Here is a 25,250-nt window from a genome sequence, read left to right on the forward strand (position 1 = left end):
CGGTGGGGGGGCGCCCCGGGGGGGGCGGGGTCGGTGGCCCGGGGGGGCGCCCGGGCCACCCGGTAGGCCCCCCCCGGGGGGGCCCCGGTTTCGGGTTGTGCCGCGGGCGGGGGCCCCCGGGGGGGCCCCCGGGCTCTTCCGTTCACGCGTCCGCGTCTCAGGCGCCCGTGTCGGAGCCGGGGCCCGGCGCGTCCCCGCCGTCCTCGCGCCGCCGCTCGCGCCTCTGCTCGCGCAGCGCGCGCTCGAAGTCGCGCCAGGCCTGCCGCTGGATCTCCTCGCTGTGCGCGAGCACATCCGCTACGCGCCCGCCCCCGGCCGGGGGCGGGGACGCGGTGAGCTTCGCGCGCAGATCGCGGCAGGCCGCGTCCTCCGAGCCGAACCAGCGCGTGTCCCGGTCCTTGGAGCGCTCACGCAGCCCCACCACCCAGCCGTCCGGCGCGGGCCGCAGGAAGTAGTACGCGTCCGGCTGGATCGGGATGTCGTGCACACCCGGGATGTCGTACAGCGCGTCGGGGACCCGGTCCTCGCGCAGCGCCCGGACGAGCTCCCGCCGGTCCATGCGCGTCAGTTGAGGGGCCGGAGCTTACCGGCGGCGACGAGCTGGGGGATCGAGGGAGTGGTGAGGTACTGCAGACCGCCTCCCGGCTGGGCGAACCAGGGCCTGATGGGCCCGGCCTCCGCTGTGAAGGGCTCCAGGACCTCGTAGAGGTGGTAGCCGAAGGGGAACGCCGGATCGAGGGTGTTGAGGTTGCTGGGCGGAAGCGCGCGCTCGGCGAAGGGCGTACCGGCCGGGGCGAGGAAGTGGCCGAAGCCGCTGCCGAAGAGATCGAGCTTCTGCCCGGGCTGCAGGGTGACGGTGACGTGCAGCGGTGTGCCGTTGATGAGCACCCAGCCGTCCGGGTCCGGGAACCACCAGCCGGAGGTCTCGTCGTTCCAGTAGCAGTCGAGGAATTCGGTGGACGACAGATCGTCCAGCCGCTCCCAGCCCCTGAGCATCTCGGCGATCGGCCCGCTCCGGGGGAGCTGCGCGGGGCCCAGCCGCCAGTCGTCCTCGTAGTACTTCTGGAACGGGGCAGGTGGGGGAGTGTGGGCCCCCACCCGGTCCGTGGTGGGACAGGGGACGGGTTCCCTCGGGTACGGGGCGCCGTCGGACGGGGCTGCGACGGACGGGGCGGTGGGCTGCGCCACGGCCGGCGCGCCGGCGCACAGCAGGAGAAGCGCCCCGAGAACGAGGAGGACGTGACGAAGAGCGCGCATCCGATATCCCCTTTAGTGCGTCATGGCACGATCACAGGAGATATGGGAGGGAAAGTGTCTTTCTTATCGCCGAGCGGCCGATCTTCATCTGATCGGCGCAGCACAATCCCACGGAAGCCGCACTACACCCCCGCCACGCCACGCCGGGCCCCGTCGCGCGCTCTCAGCCGTTTTCCACAGGCCCGAATCGAACACGGGCTCCAGGCGGTTCTCGAATCTATGCTGTTCACATGAGCGCGCACTCCGACTTCGACCGCGGCCATACCGACGACCTGATGTCCTTCCTCGCCGCCGCCCCCTCGCCGTACCACGCGGTGGCGAGTGCTGCCGCGCGGCTGGAGAAGGTGGGATTCCGGCAGGTCGAGGAGACTGCGCCCTGGGACAGCGGGACGGGCGGTAAGTACGTCCTGCGAGGCGGCGCCATCATCGCCTGGTACGTGCCTGACGGGGCGAGACCTTTCACTCCCTACCGGATCGTGGGGGCGCATACCGATTCCCCCAATCTGCGGGTCAAGCCGATTCCCGACACCGCGGCGCACGGTTGGCGGCAGATCGCCGTAGAGGTCTACGGCGGCGCCCTGCTGAACACGTGGCTGGACCGCGACCTCGGCATCTCCGGCCGGCTCACCCTCAAGGACGGCTCGCACCACCTGGTGGCCGTCGACCGGCCGCTGCTGCGCGTCCCCCAACTCGCCGTCCACCTCGACCGGGGCGTCAACACCGAAGGGCTCAAGCTCGACAAGCAGCGCCATATGACGCCCATCTGGGGCCTCGGCGGCATGGAAGAGGGCGCTCTGATCCGCTTCGTCGCCGAGGCGGCCGGGGTCCCCGCCGCCGAGGTGAGCGGCTGGGACCTGATGGCGCACAGCGTCGACCCGCCCGCCTACCTCGGCCGGGACCAGGAGCTGATCGCCGGGCCCCGGATGGACAATCTTCTGTCAGTCCACTCCGGCACGATCGCGCTCGCCGCCGCCGCCAACTGCCCCGAGCTGCCGTACATCCCCGTTCTCGCCGCCTTCGACCACGAGGAGAACGGCAGCCAGTCCGACACCGGCGCCGAGGGCCCGCTGCTCGGCAATGTGCTGGAGCGCTCGGTCTTCGCCCGCGGCGGGGCGTACGAGGACAAGGCCCGCGCCCTCGCCGGGACGGTCTGCCTGTCCTCCGACACCGGACACGCCGTCCACCCCAACTACGCCGAGCGGCATGAGCCCGGCCACCACCCGCTGCCCAACGGCGGCCCGATCCTCAAGGTCAACGTCAACCAGAGATACGCCACCGACGGCGGCGGCCGCGCCGTCTTCGCCGCCGCCTGCGAGCGCGCGGGCGTGCCCTGGCAGACCTTCGTCTCGCACAACGCCATGCCGTGCGGCACTACAATCGGACCGATCACCGCCGCCCGACACGGCATCACCACCGTCGACGTGGGCGCGGCCATCCTGTCCATGCACTCGGCCCGCGAGCTGTGCGGCGCCCGGGACCCCCAGCTCCTGACCAGGGCTATGACCGCCTTCCTGGAGGGCTGACTTGGACTTCTCTCTACTCGGGCCGGTGGCCGTGACCGCCGGCACCGGAGAGGTCGCGCTGGGCCCGGAAAAGCGGCGCAGCCTGCTCGCCATGCTGCTGCTGCAGCCCAACGCCACTGTTCCCGTCGAACAGTTGATCACCTGTCTGTGGGAGGAGGAGCCACCCGAGCACGCCCGCACCGTCATCCAGGGCCATGTCTCGCGGCTGCGCGCGACGCTCGCCGAGGCGGGCGCCGATGCCTACGGTGTGGAGCTGATCACCCACGGCTCCGCCTACCGGCTGCGCATGCCCGAACAGCTCGTGGACAGCGAGCGCTTCTCCGAACTGGTCTCCCTCGCCCGGCCCGAGAGCGCCCCCGAGCAGGCCGTGGATCTGCTGCGCCAGGCGCTCGACCTGTGGCGCGGCCCGGCCCTCACCGGCACGGTGCCCAGCCCGCCGTTCGCCGCGGCGGCCCACGCCCTGGAGGAGCGGCGGCTGGCCGCCGTCGAGGCGCTGGCGCGCGCCCACGGGGCGCTCGGCCAGTACGAGAAGGCGGCCGACGTACTGCATCCGGCGGCCGTGGCCAATCAGCTGCGCGAAGGGCTCATCGCGGCCCTGATGCTGGCGCTGTACCGCATCGGACGGCAGTCCGACGCGATCGCCTGGTACCACCGCACCCGGGAGCTCCTCGCCGACGACCTGGGGGTCGACCCGGGCGAGCGGCTGCGCACCGCGTACGAGGAGATCCTGCGCGCCGCCCCCACGGCAGGGCGCCCCCGCTCCGCCGCCGAGCCCACCGCGCAGAACCCCCACCCGGCCCAGGCGCAGCCCCAGGCCCAGGTCCCCGCGCAGGGCCGGCCCCAGGCTTCCGCCCAGGGCCAGGCCCAGGGTCCCGACCAGGGCCAGAGGCAGGCCCAGGTGCCCGCCCAGGCTGCCCACCAGCCCTCCGCGTCCGGGCCACAGCTGCTCCCCCGCCCCCCGGCCGGCTTCCTCGGCCGCGACCGCGAGCTGACCGGCCTGACCCGGCTCACCCTGCCCGCCGACGGACCGGACGGCCCGGCCTACGGCGGCGCCCCCACCGGTCTCCCCCCGGAGGGCGGCATCACGGTCGTCACCGGTCCCGCCGGGGTCGGCAAGACAGGCCTGGTCGTGTACTGGGGCCACGCACACGCGGACGCCTTCCCCGAAGGGCGGCTCTTCGCGGACCTGCGCGGGTTCAGCGGCGGCGAGGCGGCGGCGCCCGCCGAGGTGCTGCGCGACTTCCTGCACGCCCTGGGGACGCCCGCGGACCGCATTCCGCCCTCGCCGGAAGCGGCCGGCGCGCTGTACCGGTCGCTCGTCGCGGACCGCCGGCTGCTGGTCGTGCTCGACAACGCCAGCAGCTCGGCGCAGGTGCGGCCGCTGCTGCCCGGCGGGCCCCGGTCCGCCACCCTGGTCACCAGCCGCAGCCGGCTCGACGGGCTGATCGCCACCGACGCGGCCCGCCCCGTACGCCTGCACGCGCTCGGGCCGGAGGACGGGGTGGCCCTGCTCGGCACCCTGCTCGGCTCCGACCGGGTCGCCGAGGACCCGGAGGCCGCGTATGAGCTGGTGGCCCTGTGCGACGGGCTGCCGCTGGCGCTGCGCGCCGCCTCGGCCCAGCTGCTCTCCCGGCCCCGCTGGCGGCTGGCCCGGCTGGCCACCGCGCTCCGCGACGAACGGCGGCGGCTCGCCCTGCTGTCCGCGGAGGACGCCGGGGTCGCCGCGGCCCTGCGGAACTCGGTGGCCCGCCTGTCCGCGGACGACGCCCGGCTGCTGCGCACCCTGGGCACCGGCTTCGCCCGGGAGGTCAACACGGCGGAGGCCGCCGCGCTGGCCGGTGCGGACCCCGAGCTGATCCAGGACGGTCTGGATCGGCTGGCGGAGATGCATCTGCTGGACGAAGAGGCCACCAACCGCTACGTGATGAGCGACCTGGTCAAGCTCTTCGCGCAGGACAGCGAGGGCGGCAAGGACGGCGACGGGGACGGGAAATGAGCGACGAGGGGCCGCTGAGGGCGGGGCGTTAGTGGGACGTTAGCGGCTCGGCAGCCGCACGGCAGTGGCACGACAGCGGGGGACGAGAGGCTTGAGCCGTACCGAGAAAGACACACCGGAAACGGCCAAGTCCATCTGGGGGGAACCCACCATGTCGATCACCGCCTTCGCCACCCGCCGCGCCCGTACCATGCGCCTGGCCGCCGTCGGCCTGACCGCGGTCGCCGCCCTCACCCTCACCGCCTGCAACAGCGACGAGGGCACCGGCACCAAGAACGAGGGCAAGGCGGACAGCCCGAGCTCCGCCCCGGCCGACCAGACCTCCGGCTCCGGCGGCTCGGACACCACGGGCGGCGCGAGCGACGGGAAGAAGGGCGGCGGTGCGCAGGATGCCGGGTCCTCCAAGGACGGCGCCAAGGGCTCCGGCGGCTCCGGTGGGTCCGACAACTCGGAGCAGGAGATCGGCCCCTGCGACATCAACAAGCTGACGGTCGGCGTCAAGTCCGTTCAGCGGCCGGTGAACTACATGGTGCTCGAGGTCAACAACCACGCGGGCGTGGACTGCAACATGCCCGGCTACCCGATCCTGAAGTTCGGCGAGGACGCCCAGGCCGCCACCCCGGTCTACGAGGACAGCAAGCCGCAGGCCGTCGCCACCCTCGCCCCCGGCGAGACCGCCTACGCCGGAATCCGCACCTCCTCCGCCGACGGCTCGGGCCAGAACGGCTACAAGGCCACCTCCCTGGAGGTCTACCTCGAAGGCTCCGACGACTCCAAGTCCGTCGAACTCCCCGGCGGCTCCGTCTACATCGACGACACCGCCCAGGTCACCTACTGGCAGAGCGACCTGACCAACGCCCTCGACTAAAGCACCCTCCGGGCTCGGCCCACAGACCCGGGGAGCCGACTTCCCCCCGGCTTCCCGTCCCGATGGCCCCCGCCGCTGCCCTGCGGCGGGGGCCATCGGCTTTCCGGGCCTGGGTACCTCCCAGCGGTGGCTGGGGGATCACCGATCAGCACCCACGACCAGCATCATGCCGTTGTGCCGAGGCTCAGTAATTGTCACCGGCTACGGAGGGTGCGGACAGGCCCGATGGCTCATTGGATCAGGTCGGTGTGCGGATGCTCGGGAGAGGCCGGGCAAACGTAGAGCTGCATGTTGTCGGTGCTGCCCACTTCGACCGCAGTCGGCTGCGAGGGGTCTTGGCCGGCGTAATGGGCGGCGTAGGCGGCGGCCTGGTCTTCGCACGGCGCCCAGCTGCGTCCCTCACCACCGTCCCATTCGAAGGAAGCGATGGTCAGCAGCGGGACCATCTGCACATCGCAGACAGTGCAGTATCGGCGATACGGGTCGGTGCGGCCCCACGGGGGCCAGCCGCCGACCTTCCAGCCGGGAGCGTCAGCCAGCTCGCAGTCATAGAAGTCCCGCGGATAGTCCCCGTAGGCGCTGTCCACGCCGACGCCGGCTGCCTGCCATCTGCTCCGGTCCTCCACCATCAGCCGCATCTCCGGGCTCAGATCGAGGCTGTCGGGGTACTCGGTGATCGCTTCTGGTGCCAGCACGCACGGCTCCGGCACATAGCCCGGATAGTTCGCCTCGTACGGTTCCGGCGGTGTGGGAAGGATGTCGACGACCTCGGCGGCGGACCGCCAGAACAGCGCGGTCGACGGCTTGTTATCCGGCTCGTGGTCGTAGGGGCACCAGAGAATCTGGAGCAGATCGGCCTGGCCGGGCGGCCGCAACAGGGGTATGTCGCGCAGATACAGCTGGGCCACGGGCAACATGGGGACCGGGCACTCCGCGGGCGGAGGGCTGGCAGCGAGTCGCTCCGCGAGCCTCGCGGCGCTCCGTTCCTTGAGCGCCTCCTCTTCGGGCGTTGGCTCGAAATCACCGGAATCAGGGTGCCACCGGGCCCGCATGCGTCTCTCAAGCCGCACTATGGCCGGCGACTGGCGGAACCAACTGTCAAAGTGCAGGTCCGAGCTTTCGCAGTGCGGCCACGGCTCCTCGGCCGGCCACAGCAACGGCCCCCCGACCGAGCTCTCCCTGACCGAAGGCGACCCCGGGCGGGGATGCAGCCGAATCGCAGGACGCGCCAACGAAGCCAGCTCTGGAAAGACCGTGGTCACATCTACAGGCCGCGGCGGAGTCGTACGTACAAAGACCATGCCGATGATCCTGCCACCAGCCACCGACAGTCCAATCGCGGGCGGCGACCGCCTGGGCTAGCGTGAAAAAGAGGGCCCGCTATCACCCGGAGCAATATCGTGCGTGCCATCGTCATCGAAAAGTTCGGTGGACCGGACAGCCTCGTCTACACGGAACTACCGGAGCCCGAGCCGAAGGCCGGTCATGTCGTCATCGACATCAAGGCATTCGGCCTCAACCACGCCGAGATGCATATGCGCAGGGGTGAATGGGCCGAGGCCGCCAAGGTCAGCGGTATCGAATGCGTCGGCCTGGTGAAATCCTGCCCCGGCGGCGAGTTCCCCCTCGGTGCGAAGGTCGCGGCGCTGATGGGCGGCCTCGGGCGCACCATCAACGGCAGTTACGCCGAATACACCCGGGTGCGGGCGCCGAATGTGGCGAGCATCGAGTCCGATCTGCCCTGGGCCGAACTGGCCGTCATCCCGGAAACCTACGCCACCGCCTGGACCTGCCTGTTCCGAAATCTGGAGATCGCCCCGGGGCAGACCCTGGTCATCCGAGGAGCGACCTCGGCCTTCGGCCAGGCCGCGGTCAATCTCGCGGTGAACGCCGGTGCGCGCGTTATCGGCACCTCGCGCAACCGCGAGCGATTCGCCTTGCTGGAGAAACTCGGTGTGGAGCGAGCCGAGTTGGAGGTGCCGGACCTTTCCGAGCGGATCGTCGAGGCCAAGCAGCTCGACACGGTACTCGACCTCGTGGGCAACAGCACCATCCTCGATTCTCTGGCCATGCTGCGCCGAGGCGGCCGCGCCTGCTTGGCGGGCTGGCTCGGAGGGCTCGACCCGATCACCGACTTCAACCCGCTGCTACAGATGGCAAGCGGCGTCTATCTGACCTTCTTCGGCAGCTTTGTCTTCGGGACGCCCGGTTTCCCGCTGTCCGATGTGCCACTCCAGACGATCGCCGAGCAGGTGGCGGCGGGCCGCCTCAAGGCGAAGCCCTCACGCGTGTTCCGGTTCGAGGACATACACGAGGCGCATCGCGTCATGGAGGCGGGCGAAGCCAAAGGCAAGATGGTCGTCGTCCTCGACTCCTGACGACGACTCCTGACGGCGATGGTTCCTGACGGCGACATCGCGCTGGCCGTCATCCGCTGCCAGGTGCCCCGGCGTCGTCGTCATAGGCGGCTCGCGCGGTCTGGACCTCGTCCATATGCGCCTCCGCCCACTCCTTTACCGACCGCATCAGCCCGGCCAGGTTCTCGCCGAGCGGGGTGAGGGCGTAGTCCACCCGGACCGGCACGGATGGCGTGACCGTTCGCGTGACCAGACCGTCGCGCTCCAGATTGCGCAGGGTCTGGGTGAGCATCTTCTGGCTGACTCCGGCCAGTCGGCGCGACAGCTCGCCGTAGCGCATGGGGCCGTCGGCCAGGGCGGCGAGGGCGAGGCTGACCCATTTGTCGGCGATGCGGTCCAGGAGGTGCCGGGTGGGGCATTCGGCGATGAAGGCGTCGTAGGCGGCGCGGGCGTCGGCCCGGCGCTGGGCGGCGGTCCGGGTGGGCACGGTCACTCTCCTCGGCGTGGGTTGGGCACTTCCAGGTACGTACTTACCTCTGGGGAGCAACTCTCCCTACGTTGGGCACACATGGTCAACCCCGACCGAGGTGAGGAGCTGGGAACCATGACCGAGCGGACCGTGATGCGCGCCGCCGTGGTACGGACGTACGGCGGACCGGAAGCCATAGAGATCCCCGAGGTGCCGCGGCCCGAACCGGGCCCCGGGCAGGTGCGGATCCGCGTGGCGGCGGCGACCGTCAACCCCGTGGACCTGCTGACCCGCGCCGGGACGCTGGTCGCGGCCGGCCGGATGGCGCCGCGCGTGCAGACCGGTCTCGGCTGGGACGTCGCGGGCGTGGTGGATGCCACCGGGCCCGGCGGAGTACGGGGGTTCGCCCCGGGCGACCCGGTGATCGGGCTGCGGGATCTGCTGGACGTCTCGCTGGGCGCCTACGCCGAGTACGTCGTCCTGGACGCGACGGCCGTGGCCCAGGCGCCGGAGGGCGTACCGGCGGCAGCGGCGGCGACGCTGCCGCTGAACGGCCTGACGGCCTGGCAGTCGCTGGACGCGCTGGACCTGCCGAGCGGGGCGACGCTGCTGGTGACGGGCGCGGCCGGTGCGGTCGGCGGGTTCGCGGTCGAACTGGCCGCGCTGCGCGGGCTGCGGGTGGTGGCCGTCGCGGGCGCGGCGGACGAGAAGCTGGTGCGAGGGCTGGGCGCGGAGTGGTTCATCGCACGGGACGCACCGGACCTGGCGGCGGCGGTGCGGGCGGTCGTCCCGGGCGGTGTGGCGGGGGCCCTGGACGCGGCGGGCGCCGGGCTGCCGGCGCTCGCCGCCGTACGGAACGCGGGCGCGTTCGTCGCGGTGGCCGCCGACGCACCCGTCGGGCTGCGGGGCATTCGATCGGCCAACCACTGGATCGCGGCGGACGGCACGGCGCTGGCCCAGCTGTCCGCGCTGGCCGCCGCCGGCCGGCTGACCCCGCGGGTGGCCGACATCCTGCCCCTCGACCAGGTCCAGGAAGCCCACCGCCGCTTGGCGGTGGGCGGCCTGCGCGGGCGTCTGGTGCTCACGCCCTGACGGCGCTACCCCTCCTCGTCCATCCCCGCGAGCACCAGCGGCAGCCTGGTCGCGCCGCCGTCGGTGATCCGGATCGGGACGCCCCAGTCCTGCTGGTGCACATGGCAGGCCGGGTATTCGTTGGAAGGGTCGTCGTCGCAGGAGGCGGCCATCGCGGAGACGTGCAGCACACCCTCCGTCACGCCATCCGCCAGCACCAGCTCGCGGCTCAGGTCCGTACCGGCTCCCTCGCCTCCCGCCAGCAGCTCGGGCGGGGTGGAGCTGACGAGCAGGCGGGTGGAGGGGCCGTAGCGGGTGTCGAGCTTCTGCCCGGCGGGGGTCTGGAAGACGACGTCGAGCCGCAGCGTCCCCGGGGCGATCTCGGTGGCGGCCCGCTGGGTGCGGTGGGCCACCGCCGCCACGCGTACGGCCTCCTCGGGCAGCCGCAGCCGGGTCAGCCGGTGCCGCGCCGACTCGACGACCACGATGTCGCCGTCCACCAGCACGGCGTCCGACGGCTCGCGCAGATCCGTGGCGAGGGTGCTGACCTCGCCGGACGCCGGGTCGAAGCGGCGCAGCGCGTGGTTGTAGGTGTCCGAGACCGCGACCGAGCCGTCAGGCAGCGCGGTCACACCCAGGGGGTGCTGGAACAGCGCCTGGGCGGCGGGGCCGTCGCGGTGGCCGAAGTCGAACAGCCCGGTGCCCACGGCCGTACGCACCACAAAGCCACCCTCGCTGTCCCCGCCGCGCTCGACGTACCGCACCGCCGAGGTCTCGGAGTCCGCGATCCACAGCCGGTCGGCGGCCGCGGCCAACCCGGACGGCTGGGCGAACCACGCCTCGGCGGCCGGCCCGTCGACCAGCCCCTCGTTCGTCGTCCCGGCGGCCGCGCGCACCGTCCCGTCCGCCGGGTCGTACGTCCACAGCTGGTGGACGCCCGCCATGGCGATCCACAGCCGGTCGGCGAACCAGGCCACGTCCCAGGGCGAGGACAGGTCGACCTCACGGGCGGGCCCGGCGGCCGGGGACCCCTGCCACCACTGCCGCCCGGTCCCGGCGACGGTCCGCACCTCGCCGGTCGCCAGGTCCAGGGCGCGCAGCGCGTGGTTGACCGTATCGGCGACGATCACCGTGCCGTCCGGCAGCAGCGCAAGCCCCTGCGGCTCGCTGAACCGCGCCCGGTCGGCGGGCCCGTCGACGAGCCCCCGCTCACCGGCCCCGATCCGCCGCAGCACGCTCTCGCCGTCCGCCGCCAGCTCCACCAGCTGGTGCCGTGTGGTGTCCGAGACCAGGAAGGTGCCACCGGGCAGCAGCAGCGCCTTGCCCGGGAACCGCAGCTCGGTGGCGACCGGCTCCGGCGGCACGTACGGGCCGTCGCCGCGCCGCAGCGTGCCCTTGGCGCCGTGCTCGGCCTCCAGCTCGGTCACCAGCGTCTCGAGCGCGTGCGCATGTCCCTCGCCCGCGTGCTGGGCGACCACGTACCCCTCGGGGTCGATCACGACCAGCGTCGGCCAGGCCCGTACGGCGTACTGCTTCCAGGTGGCCAGCTCGGGGTCGTCGAGCACGGGGTGATGCACCTCATAGCGCTCGACGGCGTCGACGACCGCCTGGTGCTCGGCCTCGTGGACGAACTTCGGCGAGTGCACACCGACGATCACGACGGTGTCGCGGTGCCTCTCCTCCAGCTCACGCAGCTCGTCCAGGACGTGCAGGCAGTTCACACAGCAGAAGGTCCAGAAGTCCAGGATCACGATGCTGCCTCGGAAGTCCGCGAGGGACAGTTCCTTGCCGCCGGTGTTGATCCAGGTACGTCCTTGCAGCTCAGGGGCGCGGACACGGGCTCGCTTGCTCATGACGTCAAGAGTGCCACTCGTGCGCCCGTGGGCGCCCCCCGCCCCTGGGACGGGGGAGCCTCGGCCAGGGGCGAGCCCTACTCATGCCCGGCAGCCACGATGTCGTCGTCGCGGCTCGTGTCCTTGGAGCTCACCTCCCACTCGAGTCCCTTCTTGTTGTTCATGGTGATCGTGAACGTGATGTTGTTGTGGTCGCACCACGGGCCGTACTTGGTCCCCAGGCAGGTCTTGTGCTCGACGTCCTGTTGCAGGACGTACTGGCTGTCTGTCGCTTTGATGATGGCGGGAGCGGTCTCCGGTGTGACCGTGACTCCGTAGAGCAAGTCGCCGGCCGTCGTCGTCGTGGCGAAGATGCGGGTGGTGCTGCTTGGCGTCAACTTCCCGGACGAGTCCAGGCACCGCGTGATACGGATCTTGATATCAGCGGTCTTGATGTTCACCACGTGATTGCGGACCTCGTAACGCACGGTGGTGGTCTTGCAGCCCGCTGCCTCTGGGGCCGGCTGCGGTATTGCCGCCGCCGCGTTGACGACCGCGTCGGTGGGCTTCGCGGAGGCGTCCGTGGTGAAGAGGTCGTCGCCGGCGGCGACCGCCGCGCCGCCGGCGAGCAGGCTGCCGGTGAGGGCCGCGACCACCAGGTTGCGGGTGCGGGTGCGCCGGGCTCGTGTGATGCGCATGCTGATGCTCCTGCGTTGAAGGAATGAGGATCCAGTCGCGCCTGCCCGCGGTCGTCGACACCGGTGAGCGGCAGGGCCGGCCCGGCAGCACGCGGGAGGCGCCTTCGACGGGGGCGCTGACCGGTGGTGCGGGGCGATGGGCAAGAGCCTCGGGGTGTCCGGCACGTCCGGCAACGGTTTCGGGCGTCCGGGCCCGTCCCGGATCGTCTGCGCAGATCAGCGTGGGTGTCCGAGCTTGTATCGGCGGCGTGGGAGACGCACCGGAAAGCCGAGATCCCGTCCGGTCGGGGCGACCGGACGGGATCTCGGCGGCGACGGCGGCCGTCCAGGACGGGGCTCAGCAGCAGCGCATCTCCGCCTGGGCCTTGCTGAAGTCCCCCGTCGCGAACGCCTTCGCCGGGATCGTGAAGTACATCGTCCCGGAGTCGCCCCAGCCCCAACCGAGCTCCGAGTCCTCCGGGAGCTGGAGCAGATGGACGGCCGGGCCGTCGTCGTCGCGGCGGGTCACCCAGAACGCGTACGAGGTGTCGGGCCAGCCGAAGGCGCAGTGGCTGCCGGAGGTGTTGCCGTTGAGGTCGCTCATCACATCGAGGATGAGCGAGGACGCCCCCCAGTGCTCATCGCGGTCGTACTCGACATCGCGGTCCTGGACGTCCCAGGCGTCCGGCAGCATGGTGACCTCGACCGCGTGGACGGGGGTGGCCGGATAGCTCCGTGCCGGTGCGGGGGCGGCGGTCTCGACCGCCCGTGCCGGATCGGCGGGAATGACGCGGCACGCCTCAGGCTCGTCCTCCAGCCTCGAGTACTTCTCGTACGGCAGGTCCGGATCGAGATGGAAGAAGTTGAGCAGGCCCGGCCGCGTGGGCAGTTGGTCCCCGAGCCAGGGGGCAAGGGCGTCGGTGTCGAGGACGGCGTGCAGGGACAGCGGGATGCCTCCGATTTCGGGCCAGGGGGTGCCCGGTTCGAGGAGGGCGGGGCCGCCGAGCCGGCAGCGGCCGGTGGCCGGGGCGTCGTCTGTGGGGGATTCCAGCCGAAAGCCACGGCGGGCCATGGCCGCGAACTGCCGGCCGGCCTGCTCGCCGAGCCGTTCGGCGCACTCTCGGCTCATCTCGGAAAAGTCGTCGAATTGCATACCGGGATGGTCCCAACTCCCTCCGACAAGAGGCGAGGTGCGGCTGTCCGAAGGGGTCTGAGCTGCGCAGACAGATCCGGACTGTCCCAGACGGCCCATGCGTTGCCGGACACCCTCGCGCCCCAGCAGCCTCCCTTCCATGCCCCGAGCCAGGGGCCCCGCGAAGGAGGTTGTGATGGGAGAGCGCATACGGGCCGCCGAGCGCCGCACCACGTCGTCGTCGGCCGCCCACGCCAAGCCGCGCGCCGCGCGGCGAGGGCCGCTGGTCACGGTGGTACGGGCGGCGGTGCGCACCGCCGCGCTGGCCGTGTTGACCGTCCTCGCGGTCCTGGCGGGGGCGCTGTTGGCCGTGCACGGACCGGACGACCGCGCCTCCGCGCAGTCGCCCGCGCCTTCTCGGCAGACGACCTTGGCTCCGCCGACCGAGGCCAAGACCCCGACCGAGGCAAAGACCCCGGCCGAGCGGCCGAAGGAGGCGAAGGCGGACCGGGGCGCCGACGCCCGGCCCGGCACCACCCGCCCCGCCGCGCCGACGAAGGTGGTGCTGGTCTCCGGCGACACGCTGTACGGCCTCGCCGAGAAGAACCACACCACCGTCAAGAAGCTGCAGCATCTGAACGAGTTGGGCAGTTCGACCCTCATCTACGCCGGTGACACCCTGAATCTGCCCGGGACGGTCGCGGGGGACGCGGTGGAGCGACCGGCGCCGGCCGACGACGGGCCCAGGACCGACGACGCCGATGACAGCGGAAAGAAGACCGGCAAGACCAAGAAACACGTCAAGAAACACGTCAAGAAGCCCACCAAGAAGCACCCCGAACGGCAGCACGCCACGGGCCGCGCCGCCAAGGCCGTCGGCTACGCCCGCGCCCAGCTCGGCAAGCCGTACGTCTGGGGCGGCACCGGCCCCCGCGGCTATGACTGCTCCGGCCTGATCATGCGCGCCTGGCAGGCCGCCGGGGTCAAGCTCCCCCGCACCACCTGGGCCCAGCGGTACGCCGGCAAGGAGACCACCCGGGCCGAACTGCGCCCCGGCGACCTGGTCCTGTCCAACGGTGACGGCCATGTCGCCCTCTACATCGGGGGCGGCAAGGTCATCCACGCCCCGGGTACCGGCCTCACCGTCCGGCTGGCCCCACTGCCCGCGCCCGAAAGGGTCACCGGCTACCGGCATATCGCGGGCTGAGGCAACGCCCCAGGGATTTCAACCGAACCGTCCGGATTCATCCGGATCTGTGGCGGGCGGGCGCGCACCATACCACCGCTCTCAGCGACCGAGCGGCGAATCCGGGCCTACGATCAGACCCGAAAGCACTCCCGGGGTGCTCGTGCGCAGCGTAACTTAAACGCACACACAAGCACCCAGCCCGCGTACGAACCGCCCGAGGGGTCCCGTGACCGTCCATCCCAGCCTGCAGACTTCCATCGACGCCTGGACCCATTCCGTCGAAGCGATATTCGAGTTGGTGAATCCGCTCGTCGAAGGGGAGTGGAACCGGGCCACCGAGTGCCCAGGATGGTCGGTGCGCGACGTGGTCTCGCATGTCATCGGCCTCGAGACCGAGATGCTCGGCGATCCGCGCCCGATCCACTCGCTGCCGCGCGACCTGTTCCACGTCACCAGCGAGCACGCCCGCTATATGGAGGTCCAGGTCGACGTACGGCGCTGCCACACCGCGCCGGAGATGACCTCCGAGCTGGACTACACCATCATCCGCCGCAGCCGGCAGCTGCGGAACGAGAAGCGCCAGCCGGACGCCATGGTGCGCTGGCCCGGCGGGGGCGAGGTGGCCCTGGAGAAGGCCCTGCTCGGGCGGGTCTTCGACGTATGGGTGCATGAGCAGGATCTGCGGCGGGCGCTCGGGAAGCCGGGCAATCTGGACTCGCCGGGCGCGATCATCGTCCGGGACCGTCTGCTGGCCGCGCTTCCGAAGGTGGTCGCCGAGGACGCGGGCGCGGCGCCCGGCTCGGCGGTGGTCTTCGATGTGCACGGCGCGCTGGAGTTTATGCGGACGGTGCGGGTCAACGCAGAGGGCCGGGCCACCATCGACGGCAGCGTCTCGCTGGGGCCGACCGTGACGATCACGGTGGACTGGGAGACGTATCTGCGCCTGGCGTGCGGGCGGGTGCGGCCGGAGGCGGTCGCCGACAAGCTGAAGATCGAGGGCGATCAGCAGCTGGCCGACGCGATCCTGACCAACTTCGCGGTCACGGCCTGAGCCGTCGGGGCGGGACGGGCAGGGTCACGTCGGCACAGGCGGGGTCACGCCGGTACGTGCACCGCCTCGACGCGGCTCGCGACGACGCGCTCGCGCTCCCGGCGGTGCGCCCGCCCGCGCAGCCGCAGCACCTGCGTGACGCCGAGGGCCTGGAGGACGAACACCGAGGCGAAGGCGGCGCGGTAGTTGCCCCCGGTCGCGTCGAGCAGCACGCCGATGGCCAGCAGGGTGGTCATCGAGGCGGTGAAGCCGCCCATGTTGACGATGCCCGAGGCGGTGCCAAGACGCTCCGGCGGGTTCGCGGGGCGGGCGAAGTCGAAGCCGATCATCGAGGCGGGTCCGCAGGCGCCGAGCACGACGCAGAGCGTGATCAGCAGCCACATGGGCGCGTGGTCGCCGGGCCAGGCCAGTACGGCGCCCCACAGCAGCGCGGTGGCCCCGACCGTGCCGAGGGCGAGCGGCGCGCGGGCGGCGTGGTGCCGGGCGATGACCTGTCCGTAGACCAGGCCGACCGCCATGTTGGAGAGCACGACGAGGGTCAGCAGTTCGCCGGCGGACGCGCGGGACAGCCCCTCGGCCTCCACCAGGAAGGGCAGCCCCCACAGCAGCAGGAAGACCATCGCGGGGAACTGGGTGGTGAAGTGCACCCACATGCCGAGGCGGGTGCCCGGCTCGCGCCAGGCCGCGGCGATCTGCCGGCGGACGAAGGCGGCGCCGGAGTGGGTGGCCGGGACGGGCTCGTACCCCTCCGGGTGGTCCTTGAGGAAGGCCAGCACCAGGACGAGGACGAGCGCACCGCCGATCGCGCTGCCGGCGAAGGTCGGGGTCCAGCCGAGGGTGTGCAGCGCCTGCGCGATCACCAGGGTCGAGATCAGGTTGCCCGCCATCCCGAACAACGCGGCGACCTGCGCGATCATCGGCCCGCGGCGGGCCGGGAACCAGCGCGAGCCGAGCCGCAGCACGCTGATGAACGTCATGGCGTCGCCGCAGCCCAGCAGCGCGCGTGAGGCCAGCGCGAAGCCGTACGTGTGGGAGAACGCGAAGCCGAGCTGGCCGGCGGTGAACAGCACCACGCCGAGCGTGAGCACCTTCCTGGTGCCCAGCCGGTCGACCATCAGGCCGACGGGTATCTGCATGCCCGCGTACACGAGCACCTGGAGGATCGAGAACGTCGACAGCGCCGAGGCGTTGATGTGGAACCGCTCGGCGGCGTCCAGGCCGGCCACACCCAGGCTGGTGCGGTAGGTGATGGCCATGAAGTAGACGGCGACCCCGATGCCCCAGACGGCGGCGGCACGCCGCCCTCCGGGCGGATCGCCGGGCAGCCGGACGTGGCTCATCGCTCCTCACCCCGGGCGAGGTTGTTCACCCAGCTGATGTGGCGCTCGACGAGCCCGGCGGCGGCCGTGGCGTCTCCGGAGCGCAGGGCGGCCAGGATCTCGGTGTGCTCGGTGATGTTCTTGGCGATGCGGTCGGGCTCGGCGTGCATGGTGGCCACGCCCATCCGCAGCTGGCGGTCTCTCAACTGGTCGTACAGATGCGCCAGGATGCCGTTGCCCGCGGCCCGTACGATCTCGGCGTGGAAGCACCGGTCGGCGACCGCGAAGGCGTTCAGGTCCCCGGCCGCCGCGTGCTCCTTCTGCTCCTCCAGCAGCTCCTCGAGCCGGGCGATCAGCCTCTTCCCGGCCGGGACGACCTTGGCGACGGCGTGCCGCTCGACCAGCAGCCGGGTCTCGACGACGTCCGCGATCTCCTGCGCGGACACGGGCAGCACCAGGGCGCCCTTCTTCGGATAGAGCTTGAGCAGCCCTTCGACCTCGAGCCGGAGCAGGGCCTCGCGCACGGGGGTGCGCGAGACGCCGACGGCCTCGGCGAGATCACCCTCGGTCAGCAGTGTGCCGCCCTCGTAGCGGCGGTCGAGGACGGCTTGTTTGACATGCGCGTAGACGCGTTCGGCGGCGGGCGGCTGTTTGGCGGTCGGGCTGACGGGGACGGGGGCGGGAGGCATGCGCACATCATAGATACAACACGTATGCGTGGCATGGACCGTCCGGGATATGGAATGTCGCCGTCATCATGCCGACGGCCCGGCTGCGGGAGGCAGCCGGGCCGTACGGGAGGGGGTGGGGCCTCAGCCCCAGGTGATGAGGCGCTTGGGCTGCTCCAGGACGGCCGCGATGTCCGCGAGCACCTTGGAGCCCAGCTCGCCGTCGACCATGCGGTGGTCGAAGGAGAGCGCGAGCGTGGTCACCTGGCGCGGCTTGACCTTGCCCTTGTGGACCCACGGCTGGAGCTTGACCGCGCCGAAGGCGAGGATCGCGGATTCGCCGGGGTTGAGGATCGGAGTGCCGGCGTCGATGCCGAAGACGCCGACGTTGGTGATGGTGACCGTTCCGCCGGACATCGCCGCCGGACTGGTCCGGCCCTCGCGGGCGATGGAGACCAGCTCGCCGAGGGCGGACGCCAGTTCGGGCAGGGTGAGCGAGCCCGCGTCCTTGATGTTGGGGACGATCAGCCCCCGGGGCGTGGCGGCCGCGATGCCGAGATTCACGTAGTCCTTGTAGACGATCTCCTGGGCGGCCTCGTCCCAGGACGCGTTGACGTCCGGGTTGCGCCGGATGGCCACCAGGAATGCCTTGGCGACCAGCAGCAGCGGGTTCACCCGCAGCCCGGCCATGTCCGGGTCCTGCTTGAGGTCGGCGACGAGCTTCATGGTGCGCGTGACGTCGACGGTGATGAACTCGGTCACATGCGGGGCCGTGAAGGCGCTGCTGACCATCGCCTGGGCGGTGGCCTTCCGTACGCCCTTGATCGGCACCCGGCGCTCCCGGCCGACGGCGGAGACAGGGGCCGCCTCCGCCACGGCTGCTGCGGGCTCCGCCACGGGCTCGGCCACGGCGGCGGGCGCGGGGGCCGCGGCCGCGTGGACGTCCTCGCGGGTGATGGTGCCGTCGGGGCCGGTCGGGGTGACCGTCGCCAGGTCGATGCCCAGGTCCTTGGCGAGCTTGCGGACCGGGGGCTTGGCCAGCGGGCGCGCGGCCTTGGCGTGGCCGTTCAGCTCGGCCTGCGACGGCGCGACGGCCGGGGCAGGGGCGGGAGCGGGGGCCGAAGCCGCCGGGGCAGGCGCGGCAGCCGCCGGGGCGGCGGCGGGCGCGGGCTGGGCCGGGACGCCCCGGGCGGGCGCCGACTCGGTGCCGGGCCGCGGCTTGCGCGGGCGGCGCTTGGTGGACGAGGGCGCCGCACCGTAGCCGACCAGGTTGGCCTGACGAACCTCCGGCTGGGCAGCCTCGGCAGCTTCGGCATCCTCAGCGGCCTCGGCGGGCTCGGCCGGGGCGGCGGCAGGCTCCGAGGGGACGGCCGCGTCCCCCGCGCCCGGCTGGGTGTCCACCGAGATGATCGCGGTGCCCACGTCCACGGTCGTGCCCTCGCCGAAGCGCACCTCGTGCACCACACCGTCGAACGGGATCGGCAGCTCGACCGCGGCCTTCGCGGTCTCGACCTCACACACCACCTGGCCGTCGGCGACCCTGTCGCCCGGCGCCACGTACCACTTGAGGATCTCCGCCTCGGTGAGTCCCTCGCCCACATCGGGCATCTTGAACTCACGGAAGCGCTGATCGGTTGCAGTCATGGTCACGACTCTCCTCAAGCCCTTCAGTACGCCAACGCGCGGTCTACGGCGTCGAGCACCCGGTCGAGGCCAGGGAGGTATTCGTCCTCCAGCCGCGACGGCGGGTACGGGGAGTGGAAACCGCCGACCCGCAGCACCGGGGCCTCAAGGTGATAGAAGCACCTCTCGGTGATCCGCGCGGCGATCTCCGCGCCGGTGCCCAGGAAGACCGGTGCCTCATGGACGACCACCAGCCGGCCGGTCTTCTCGACGGACCGCTGAAGGGTGTCGAAGTCGATCGGCGACATCGACCGCAGGTCCACGACCTCGAGCGACTTGCCCTCCTCGGCGGCCGCGCCGGCGGCGTCGAGCGCGACCTTGACCATGGGGCCGTACGCCGCGAGCGTCAGATCGGTCCCGGCCCGGGCCACCCGCGCGGTGTGCAGCGGGTCGGGGATCGCGGCCGTGTCGACCTCGGACTTGTCGTGGTAGCGGCGCTTGGGCTCGAAGTAGATCACCGGGTCGTCGCTGTCGATGGCCTGCTGCAGCATCCAGTACGCGTCGGACGCGTTGGACGGCGAGACCACCTTCAACCCGGCCACATGCGCGAACAGCGCCTCGGGCGACTCGCTGTGGTGCTCGACCGCGCCGATGCCGCCGCCGTACGGGATCCGGATGACGACCGGCAGCTTGACCTTGCCGAGCGACCGGGCGTGCATCTTGGCGAGCTGCGTGACGATCTGGTCGTACGCGGGGAAGACGAACCCGTCGAACTGGATCTCCGCCACCGGGCGGTAGCCGCGCAGCGCCAGCCCGATCGCGGTGCCGACGATCCCGGACTCGGCGAGCGGGGTGTCGATGACCCGGTCCTCGCCGAAGTCCTTCTGGAGGCCGTCGGTGATGCGGAAGACCCCGCCGAGCTTGCCGACGTCCTCGCCCATGATCACGACCTTGGGGTCGTTCTCGAGCGCCTTTCGCAGCGAGGCGTTGATCGCTTTGGAGAGCGACATCTTCTGGGCTGCCATGTCAGTTGCCCTCCTCGGCGGAGACGAACGAAGCCTGGTACTCGGCGAACTGAGCCCGCTCCTCGTCGACGAGCGGATGCCCGTCGGCGTAGATGTGCTCGAAGAGCGCCATGTCGTCGGGGTCGGGCATGGCCCGTACGGAGTCGCGCACCCGCTTGGCGAGGGCGTCGCTCTCCTTCTCGAGATCGGCGAAGAAGGCGTCGTCCGCAAGGCCCTGGGCGGTCATATAGGTGCGCAGCCGCGAGATCGGGTCCTTGGTCTCCCACAGCTCCCGCTCCTCGGCCCTGCGGTAGCGGGTCGGGTCGTCGGAGGTGGTGTGGGCGCCCATCCGGTAGGTGAACGCCTCGATGAGCATGGGGCCCTGGCCGGTGCGGGCCCGCTCCAGCGCGGCCTTGGTGACCGCGAGGCAGGCCAGTACGTCGTTGCCGTCGACTCGTACGCCCGGGAAGCCGAAGCCCTGGGCACGCTGGTAGAGCGGGACGCGGGTCTGCCGCTCGGTGGGCTCGGAGATGGCCCACTGGTTGTTCTGGCAGAAGAACACCACCGGGGCGTTGTAGACCGCGGCGAAGGTGAACGCCTCGGCGACATCGCCCTGGCTGGAGGCCCCGTCCCCGAAGTAGGCCAGGACCGCGGAGTCCGCGCCGTCCTTGGCCACGCCCATCGCATAGCCGGTCGCGTGCAGCGTCTGCGAGCCGATGACGATGGTGTAGAGGTGGAAGTTGTTGCTGTTCGGGTCCCAGCCGCCGTGGTTCACACCGCGGAACATGCCCAGCAGATTCACCGGGTCCACGCCACGGCACCAGGCGACGCCGTGCTCGCGGTAGGTGGGGAAGACGTAGTCGTCGTCCTGAAGGGCCCGGCCGGAGCCGATCTGGGCGGCCTCCTGGCCCAGCAGTGAGGCCCACAGCCCCAGCTCGCCCTGGCGCTGCAGCGTGGTGGCCTCACCGTCGAAGCGGCGGGTCAGCACCATGTCGCGGTACATGGCGCGCAGCTCGTCGGGGGTGGGGTCCAGGGAGTACTCGGGGTGCTCGACCCGCTCACCCTCGGGGGTCAGCAGCTGGACGAGCTCGGGCTGGTCGGCCGTCCGCCGCTTCGCGCTGGTGCGCTTGGCTCCGCTGCTACGGCGCGGTTTGCGCGCTGCAGTGCTCTCCACGGTCACGTGTGCTCCTCCGTCTGTCCGGCCCCCGGGGTCCGCCGGCGGCCAGTTGCGGCTCGCTCGCTCGACGACAGCGCACGGGGTGGGTGCGCCGAAGACCGACCGGGCGTGACAGGTATCCCGGCGGCTGGCCCTGCAAAGGGCACGTTACCCAGTGGGTCGCATCTCTGCGAAACCCCCTCTGACCTGCAATTTTGCTTGGATTTCCAAGTAAATCACGCAGAAGCGGAACAACCACTGGTCACAGCCCCGCAGCCCGCCGGAACAACCGCACGTTATCTCCCCGGCCAACGGCACGGAAAGACATTGAAAGACTTGAGAAGACCCTCAGAAGACGCAGTGTGTGAGACTGGATTCGTGCGCGAAGAAGGAAAAATCAGCATTTTCCTACTCGACGACCATGAAATCCTACGCCGCGGTCTTCATGACCTCCTCTCGGGCGAGCCGGACATGGTCGTGGTCGGCGAGGCGGGCACCGTGGCCGAGGCCCTGGCCGGCATCCCCGCGGCGCACCCTGAAGTCGCCCTGCTGGATCTGCGGCTGCCGGACGGCAGCGGTGTCGAGGTCTGCCGGGAAATCCGTGCCCACCATCCGGACGTCAAGTGCGTGATGCTCACCTCCTTCGCCGACGACGCGGCCCTCATCGACGCGATCATGGCGGGCGCGTACGGCTATGTCCTCAAGGACGTCGGCAGCGACGAACTGCTCAGGGCGGTACGGGACGTGGCCGCGGGCCGCTCCCTGCTCGACCCGGCCGCCACGGCCCGCCTGCTGGAGCGGATGCGTACGGACTCCGAGACCGGCACAGACGCTGCGACGGGCGTGGGCGCCGGCGCGGGTGAACTGGGCGACGACCGGAGCGCCGATCTCACCGTGCAGGAGCGCCGGATCCTCCTGCTGATCGGGGAGGGGCTGACCAATCGCGCGATCGGCGAGCGGCTGCATCTGGCCGAGAAGACGATCAAGAACTATGTCTCCGGGCTGCTGGCCAAGCTCGGCATGGAGCGCCGCTCGCAGGCCGCCGCGTACGTGGCCCGGCTCCAGGCCCAGGCGCAGGCACACGCCCCGCCGCCCCCGCCTGCGCAGCCGCAGGCGCAACCGCGGGATCAGGAGCGGGATCAGGAGCGGGCCCGGGCCGAGGAGCGGAAGACCCAGCCGCAGAAGCACTGAACTGAAGCGCTGAACCGCACTGGCCAGAAGCACTGAGCCGAAGCACTGAGCGGACCCCCGAGTCAACTCGCGCCGTACCGCCCACGCCCGTTGATCTAACATCTGGCGCGTGCCGCGCTCACATGTAACCTCCGCCGAGAAGACCGCTCCCGACGGGGAAACCCTGAGCGCGCTGTTGCGCCGCTACGACGGCCCCGGCGAGGCGGTGTCCTGCGAGCGCGTCGCCGAAGGACTGCTCAACCGCGGCTACCGCCTGGCCACCACCCGCGGTCGGTTCTTCCTCAAGCACCACTTGGACGGGGACCGCGCCGCCATCGACCACCAGCACCGCGTGACCAAACGACTGGAAGAGCTCGGGGTGCCCGTCGCCCCGGCCGTCCCCGACGCCGACGGCCGCACCGTCGCGGTCATCGGCGGCCGCTGCTACGCCCTGCACCCCTGGGTCGACGGACGGCACCGGGTCGGCGGCGAGCTGACCGCCGCCCAGTCGTCGCGGCTCGGCGGGCTGCTCGGACGCGTCCACACCTGCCTTGAGCAGGTCGTGGTGGCCCGCGCGGCCGACCGCCAGCCCCCCGAGGCCTCGGCCGACCCCGAGTACACCTTCGCGCTCATCGACCGGCTGCTCACCCTCACCCGTGGCCGCAGCCGGCGTGACCCCTTCGACGAACTCGCCGAACACCGCCTGGTCGAACGGCGCGCGCTGCTGGAGCGGCACACACACCGCCGCCCGGAGGCCGAGGCCATCCCGGCCACCGGCTGGGTCCATGGCGACTTCCACCCGCTGAATCTCCTCTACCGCGGTACGGAACCCGCCGCGATCGTCGACTGGGACCGGCTCGGGGTGCAGCCCCGTGCCGAGGAGGCGGTCCGCGCCGCCGCGATCTTCTTCGTACGGCCCGGCGGCCCACTGGAGCTGGGCAAGGTGCGCCCGTACGCGCGGGCGTACCGCCGTGCGACGGGCGCCGGAGCCGCCGAGATGGCGGCGGCCGTACACCGGGTGTGGTGGGAACGGCTCAACGACTTCTGGATGCTGCGCTGGCGCTACCAGGACGGCGACCGGCGCGCCGATCCGCTGTTCCCCGCGGCGGCGGCCCTGGCAGTGTGGTGGACGCGGGAGTACGAGGCGGTCCGCGACGCCTTCTGCGGCTGAGTCCCTTTAAACAGCGGGACAACGCACGATGGGGCGCGCCTACGCGTAGGCGCGCCCCATCGGAGGATCAGTGAGCCCGTCAGCCGCCGAGCCCGGCGCCCCCGGCGGTCGGATCGGTGGGATCCGTGGCCGGGTCCGTCGTGGGCGGAGTCGTCGTCGGGGTGGTCGGATCGTCGGTCGGAGTCGTCGGATCGTCCGTGGGCGTGTCCGTCGGTGTGTCCGTCGGCTCGTCCGTCGGCGTGTCCGTCGTGGGCTCGGTGTAGGTGGGCGAGGACGGCTCCGCGCTGCCGGGGTAGCCGCCGCCCGTGTCCCCGGAGGTCTCCGTGGGCGAGGACGTCTCCGTCGGCTCGTCCGTCGGTTTCTCGGTCGGCTCCTTGGAGTGGGTCTGCGAGGTCGAAGTCTCCGGCTTGCCCGGCTGCTTCCCGCCGCCCTTGTCGCCACCGAAGTCCATGGCGAACGCGACCCCGGCCGCGATGGCGATCACCGCGAGCACGGCGAGCAGCCACAGCTTGCCGCGGCCGCCGCGGCCCCCGGAGCCGTTGTCGTACCCGCCGTCGTAGCCACCGGCACCATCGTCGTGGTGCCGACCTCCCAGGATCGGCTGCTGGGTGGTGTCGCCGTGCCCGGGGTGGGGCAGCGCGGTGGTGCCGGCCATGCCCATGGCGCCCGTGGAGCCGCCCAGGTGCTGGGTGACCGGGCCGGTGTTCCAGGTGCCGGTGTGGCCGCCCGCGTCGATCAGCATCTGCAGGGCGTACTGCGCCAGGCCGCGCATCTCCTCGGCGCTCTGGAACCGGTCGTCCGGGTCCTTGGCGAGTGAGCGCATCACGAGCCCGTCGAGCTCCGGCGGCACCACGCCGCCCGAGACCTCCGACGGCGGCACCGGCATGTCCTGAACATGCTGGTAGACCACCGACAGCGGGGTCTCGCCGACGAACGGCGGGCGCAGCGCCAGCAGCTCATAGAGCAGACAGCCGGTGGCGTACAGATCGGAGCGGTGGTCGACGGCCTTGCCGAGGGCCTGCTCCGGCGAGAGGTACTGCGGGGTGCCCATGACCATGCCGGTCTGGGTCATGGTGGAGGCGGCCCCGTGCAGGGCGCGGGCGATGCCGAAGTCCATCACCTTGACGGCGCCGCTGTGGGTGATGATCACGTTCGCCGGCTTGATGTCGCGGTGCACGATGCCGTGCTGATGGCTGTAGGCCAGCGCCTCCAGCACCCCCGAGACGATGATCAGCGCCTGGTCCGGCGGCGGCGCCTCGGCGTTGACCAGAAGATCGCGGATCGTACGGCCCTCGACCAGTTCCATGACGATGTACGGCACAGTGCTTTGAATGGATCCAGGCTGGCCGACGACGTCCTCGCCGGAGTCGTAGACCGCGACGACGGCGTGGTGGTTGAGCCCGGCGACCGACTGGGCCTCGCGGGTGAAGCGGGCCTTGGAGACCGGGTCCTCGGCCAGATCGGCGCGGAGCAGCTTCACCGCGACCGTACGGCCGAGCCGCACGTCCTCGGCGGCGAACACCTCGGCCATACCACCGCGGCCGAGCCGGCTGGTGAGCCGGTAGCGTCCGTCGCCGACCAGTCCGCCGTTACCCCACGCTTCCGGGGAGTCCGACATTCCGGACCCGGTGGCGTCAGGTTCGGAGGGCCCCTGGGCGCTCTGGGTCTGTGCCATCGGTCCTCGCCGTCTGATCTGGGTGGGGGTCTTCGTGATCGC

General features: G+C 71.6%; 21 protein-coding genes and 1 pseudogene. 9 read left to right on the top strand and 13 right to left on the bottom strand.

What is annotated here, in order from left to right:
* Positions 1 to 157 precede the first annotated feature (157 nt).
* Together ACFV2X_RS17670 and ACFV2X_RS17675 are read right to left on the bottom strand one after the other, a co-directional pair.
* Positions 158 to 559, bottom strand: a complete 402-nt coding sequence (locus ACFV2X_RS17670; protein ID WP_385617136.1) for a hypothetical protein — start codon at positions 557 to 559, stop codon at positions 158 to 160.
* Between the two features lie 5 nt (positions 560 to 564).
* Entirely contained in the window at positions 565 to 1,257 is a 693-nt protein-coding gene (locus ACFV2X_RS17675) for a TNT domain-containing protein (protein ID WP_385617138.1), read from the bottom strand.
* 230 nt (positions 1,258 to 1,487) lie between these two features.
* Between ACFV2X_RS17675 and ACFV2X_RS17680 the strand changes: the two genes are divergently transcribed.
* The 3 genes from ACFV2X_RS17680 to ACFV2X_RS17690 all read left to right on the top strand — a co-directional run bounded on the left by ACFV2X_RS17680 (position 1,488) and on the right by ACFV2X_RS17690 (position 5,644).
* The gene (locus tag ACFV2X_RS17680) at positions 1,488 to 2,780 is read left to right on the top strand and encodes a M18 family aminopeptidase (protein WP_385617140.1); all 1,293 of its coding nucleotides are present in this window, start codon (positions 1,488 to 1,490) and stop codon (positions 2,778 to 2,780) included.
* Between the two features lies 1 nt (position 2,781).
* A complete protein-coding gene (locus ACFV2X_RS17685) occupies positions 2,782 to 4,776 on the top strand; it encodes a BTAD domain-containing putative transcriptional regulator (RefSeq protein WP_385617142.1) in 1,995 nt (664 codons plus the stop codon).
* Positions 4,777 to 4,927: 151 nt separating this feature from the next.
* Positions 4,928 to 5,644: a DUF4232 domain-containing protein gene (locus tag ACFV2X_RS17690; protein ID WP_385617144.1), complete on the top strand. Its 717-nt coding sequence runs from the start codon at positions 4,928 to 4,930 to the stop codon at positions 5,642 to 5,644.
* A gap of 230 nt (positions 5,645 to 5,874) precedes the next feature.
* Here ACFV2X_RS17690 and ACFV2X_RS17695 read toward each other — a convergent pair whose 3' ends face one another.
* Positions 5,875 to 6,945 carry a hypothetical protein gene (locus ACFV2X_RS17695; protein ID WP_385617146.1) on the bottom strand — a complete coding sequence of 357 codons (1,071 nt, stop codon included), beginning with the start codon at positions 6,943 to 6,945 and terminating at the stop codon, positions 5,875 to 5,877.
* 99 nt (positions 6,946 to 7,044) lie between these two features.
* On the opposite strand from ACFV2X_RS17695, the gene ACFV2X_RS17700 reads away from it, so the two are divergent.
* Complete coding sequence (locus tag ACFV2X_RS17700; RefSeq protein WP_385617148.1) at positions 7,045 to 8,022, top strand: zinc-binding alcohol dehydrogenase family protein; 978 nt, start codon at positions 7,045 to 7,047, stop codon at positions 8,020 to 8,022.
* A 49-nt stretch (positions 8,023 to 8,071) separates the two neighbouring features.
* Here ACFV2X_RS17700 and ACFV2X_RS17705 read toward each other — a convergent pair whose 3' ends face one another.
* A complete protein-coding gene (locus ACFV2X_RS17705; RefSeq protein ID WP_385617150.1) occupies positions 8,072 to 8,488 on the bottom strand; it encodes a winged helix-turn-helix transcriptional regulator in 417 nt (138 codons plus the stop codon).
* A gap of 117 nt (positions 8,489 to 8,605) precedes the next feature.
* Between ACFV2X_RS17705 and ACFV2X_RS17710 the strand changes: the two genes are divergently transcribed.
* Complete coding sequence (locus tag ACFV2X_RS17710) at positions 8,606 to 9,562, top strand: NADP-dependent oxidoreductase (RefSeq protein WP_385617152.1); 957 nt, start codon at positions 8,606 to 8,608, stop codon at positions 9,560 to 9,562.
* Between the two features lie 5 nt (positions 9,563 to 9,567).
* Here the strand turns inward: ACFV2X_RS17710 and ACFV2X_RS17715 are convergent, their stop codons facing one another.
* The 3 genes from ACFV2X_RS17715 to ACFV2X_RS17725 all read right to left on the bottom strand — a co-directional run bounded on the left by ACFV2X_RS17715 (position 9,568) and on the right by ACFV2X_RS17725 (position 13,203).
* Positions 9,568 to 11,394 (bottom strand): NHL domain-containing thioredoxin family protein, encoded by a 1,827-nt coding sequence (locus ACFV2X_RS17715; protein ID WP_385617154.1) that lies wholly within the window; start codon positions 11,392 to 11,394, stop codon positions 9,568 to 9,570.
* Positions 11,395 to 11,471: 77 nt separating this feature from the next.
* On the bottom strand, positions 11,472 to 12,071 hold the full coding sequence (locus ACFV2X_RS17720) for a hypothetical protein (RefSeq protein WP_385617156.1): 600 nt from the start codon (positions 12,069 to 12,071) through the stop codon (positions 11,472 to 11,474).
* A 337-nt stretch (positions 12,072 to 12,408) separates the two neighbouring features.
* Positions 12,409 to 13,203 (bottom strand): DUF1963 domain-containing protein, encoded by a 795-nt coding sequence (locus ACFV2X_RS17725; RefSeq protein ID WP_385617158.1) that lies wholly within the window; start codon positions 13,201 to 13,203, stop codon positions 12,409 to 12,411.
* Between the two features lie 175 nt (positions 13,204 to 13,378).
* Between ACFV2X_RS17725 and ACFV2X_RS17730 the strand changes: the two genes are divergently transcribed.
* A complete protein-coding gene (locus tag ACFV2X_RS17730) occupies positions 13,379 to 14,389 on the top strand; it encodes an NlpC/P60 family protein (RefSeq protein WP_385617160.1) in 1,011 nt (336 codons plus the stop codon).
* Between the two features lie 208 nt (positions 14,390 to 14,597).
* Complete coding sequence (locus ACFV2X_RS17735) at positions 14,598 to 15,422, top strand: maleylpyruvate isomerase family mycothiol-dependent enzyme (RefSeq protein WP_385617162.1); 825 nt, start codon at positions 14,598 to 14,600, stop codon at positions 15,420 to 15,422.
* Between the two features lie 44 nt (positions 15,423 to 15,466).
* On the opposite strand, the gene ACFV2X_RS17740 is transcribed toward ACFV2X_RS17735, so the two are convergent.
* The 5 genes from ACFV2X_RS17740 to pdhA form a co-directional block, all read right to left on the bottom strand.
* Positions 15,467 to 16,762, bottom strand: a complete 1,296-nt coding sequence (locus ACFV2X_RS17740) for a nitrate/nitrite transporter (protein ID WP_385617164.1) — start codon at positions 16,760 to 16,762, stop codon at positions 15,467 to 15,469.
* Positions 16,759 to 17,430, bottom strand: a complete 672-nt coding sequence (locus ACFV2X_RS17745) for a GntR family transcriptional regulator (RefSeq protein ID WP_385617166.1) — start codon at positions 17,428 to 17,430, stop codon at positions 16,759 to 16,761. Before ACFV2X_RS17745 ends, ACFV2X_RS17740 begins: the two co-directional genes overlap by 4 nt.
* A 123-nt stretch (positions 17,431 to 17,553) precedes the next feature.
* Positions 17,554 to 19,053: a dihydrolipoamide acetyltransferase family protein gene (locus ACFV2X_RS17750; RefSeq protein WP_385617168.1), complete on the bottom strand. Its 1,500-nt coding sequence runs from the start codon at positions 19,051 to 19,053 to the stop codon at positions 17,554 to 17,556.
* A 23-nt stretch (positions 19,054 to 19,076) separates the two neighbouring features.
* A complete protein-coding gene (locus ACFV2X_RS17755; RefSeq protein WP_385617170.1) occupies positions 19,077 to 20,057 on the bottom strand; it encodes an alpha-ketoacid dehydrogenase subunit beta in 981 nt (326 codons plus the stop codon).
* Position 20,058: 1 nt separating this feature from the next.
* Positions 20,059 to 21,216 (bottom strand): pyruvate dehydrogenase (acetyl-transferring) E1 component subunit alpha, encoded by a 1,158-nt coding sequence (pdhA, locus tag ACFV2X_RS17760; RefSeq protein ID WP_385617172.1) that lies wholly within the window; start codon positions 21,214 to 21,216, stop codon positions 20,059 to 20,061.
* Positions 21,217 to 21,570: 354 nt separating this feature from the next.
* Between pdhA and ACFV2X_RS17765 the strand changes: the two are divergent.
* A pseudogene (locus ACFV2X_RS17765) lies at positions 21,571 to 22,263 on the top strand (response regulator); the annotation flags it as partial.
* A 229-nt stretch (positions 22,264 to 22,492) separates the two neighbouring features.
* A complete protein-coding gene (locus tag ACFV2X_RS17770) occupies positions 22,493 to 23,533 on the top strand; it encodes a phosphotransferase (RefSeq protein ID WP_385617174.1) in 1,041 nt (346 codons plus the stop codon).
* A 79-nt stretch (positions 23,534 to 23,612) separates the two neighbouring features.
* On the opposite strand, the gene ACFV2X_RS17775 is transcribed toward ACFV2X_RS17770, so the two are convergent.
* Positions 23,613 to 25,208 (bottom strand): protein kinase, encoded by a 1,596-nt coding sequence (locus ACFV2X_RS17775; RefSeq protein ID WP_385617176.1) that lies wholly within the window; start codon positions 25,206 to 25,208, stop codon positions 23,613 to 23,615.
* Between the last annotated feature and the right edge of the window lie 42 nt (positions 25,209 to 25,250).

This window comes from Streptomyces sp. NPDC059679 (assembly GCF_042734105.1).
In the GTDB taxonomy this organism is placed as follows: domain Bacteria; phylum Actinomycetota; class Actinomycetes; order Streptomycetales; family Streptomycetaceae; genus Streptomyces.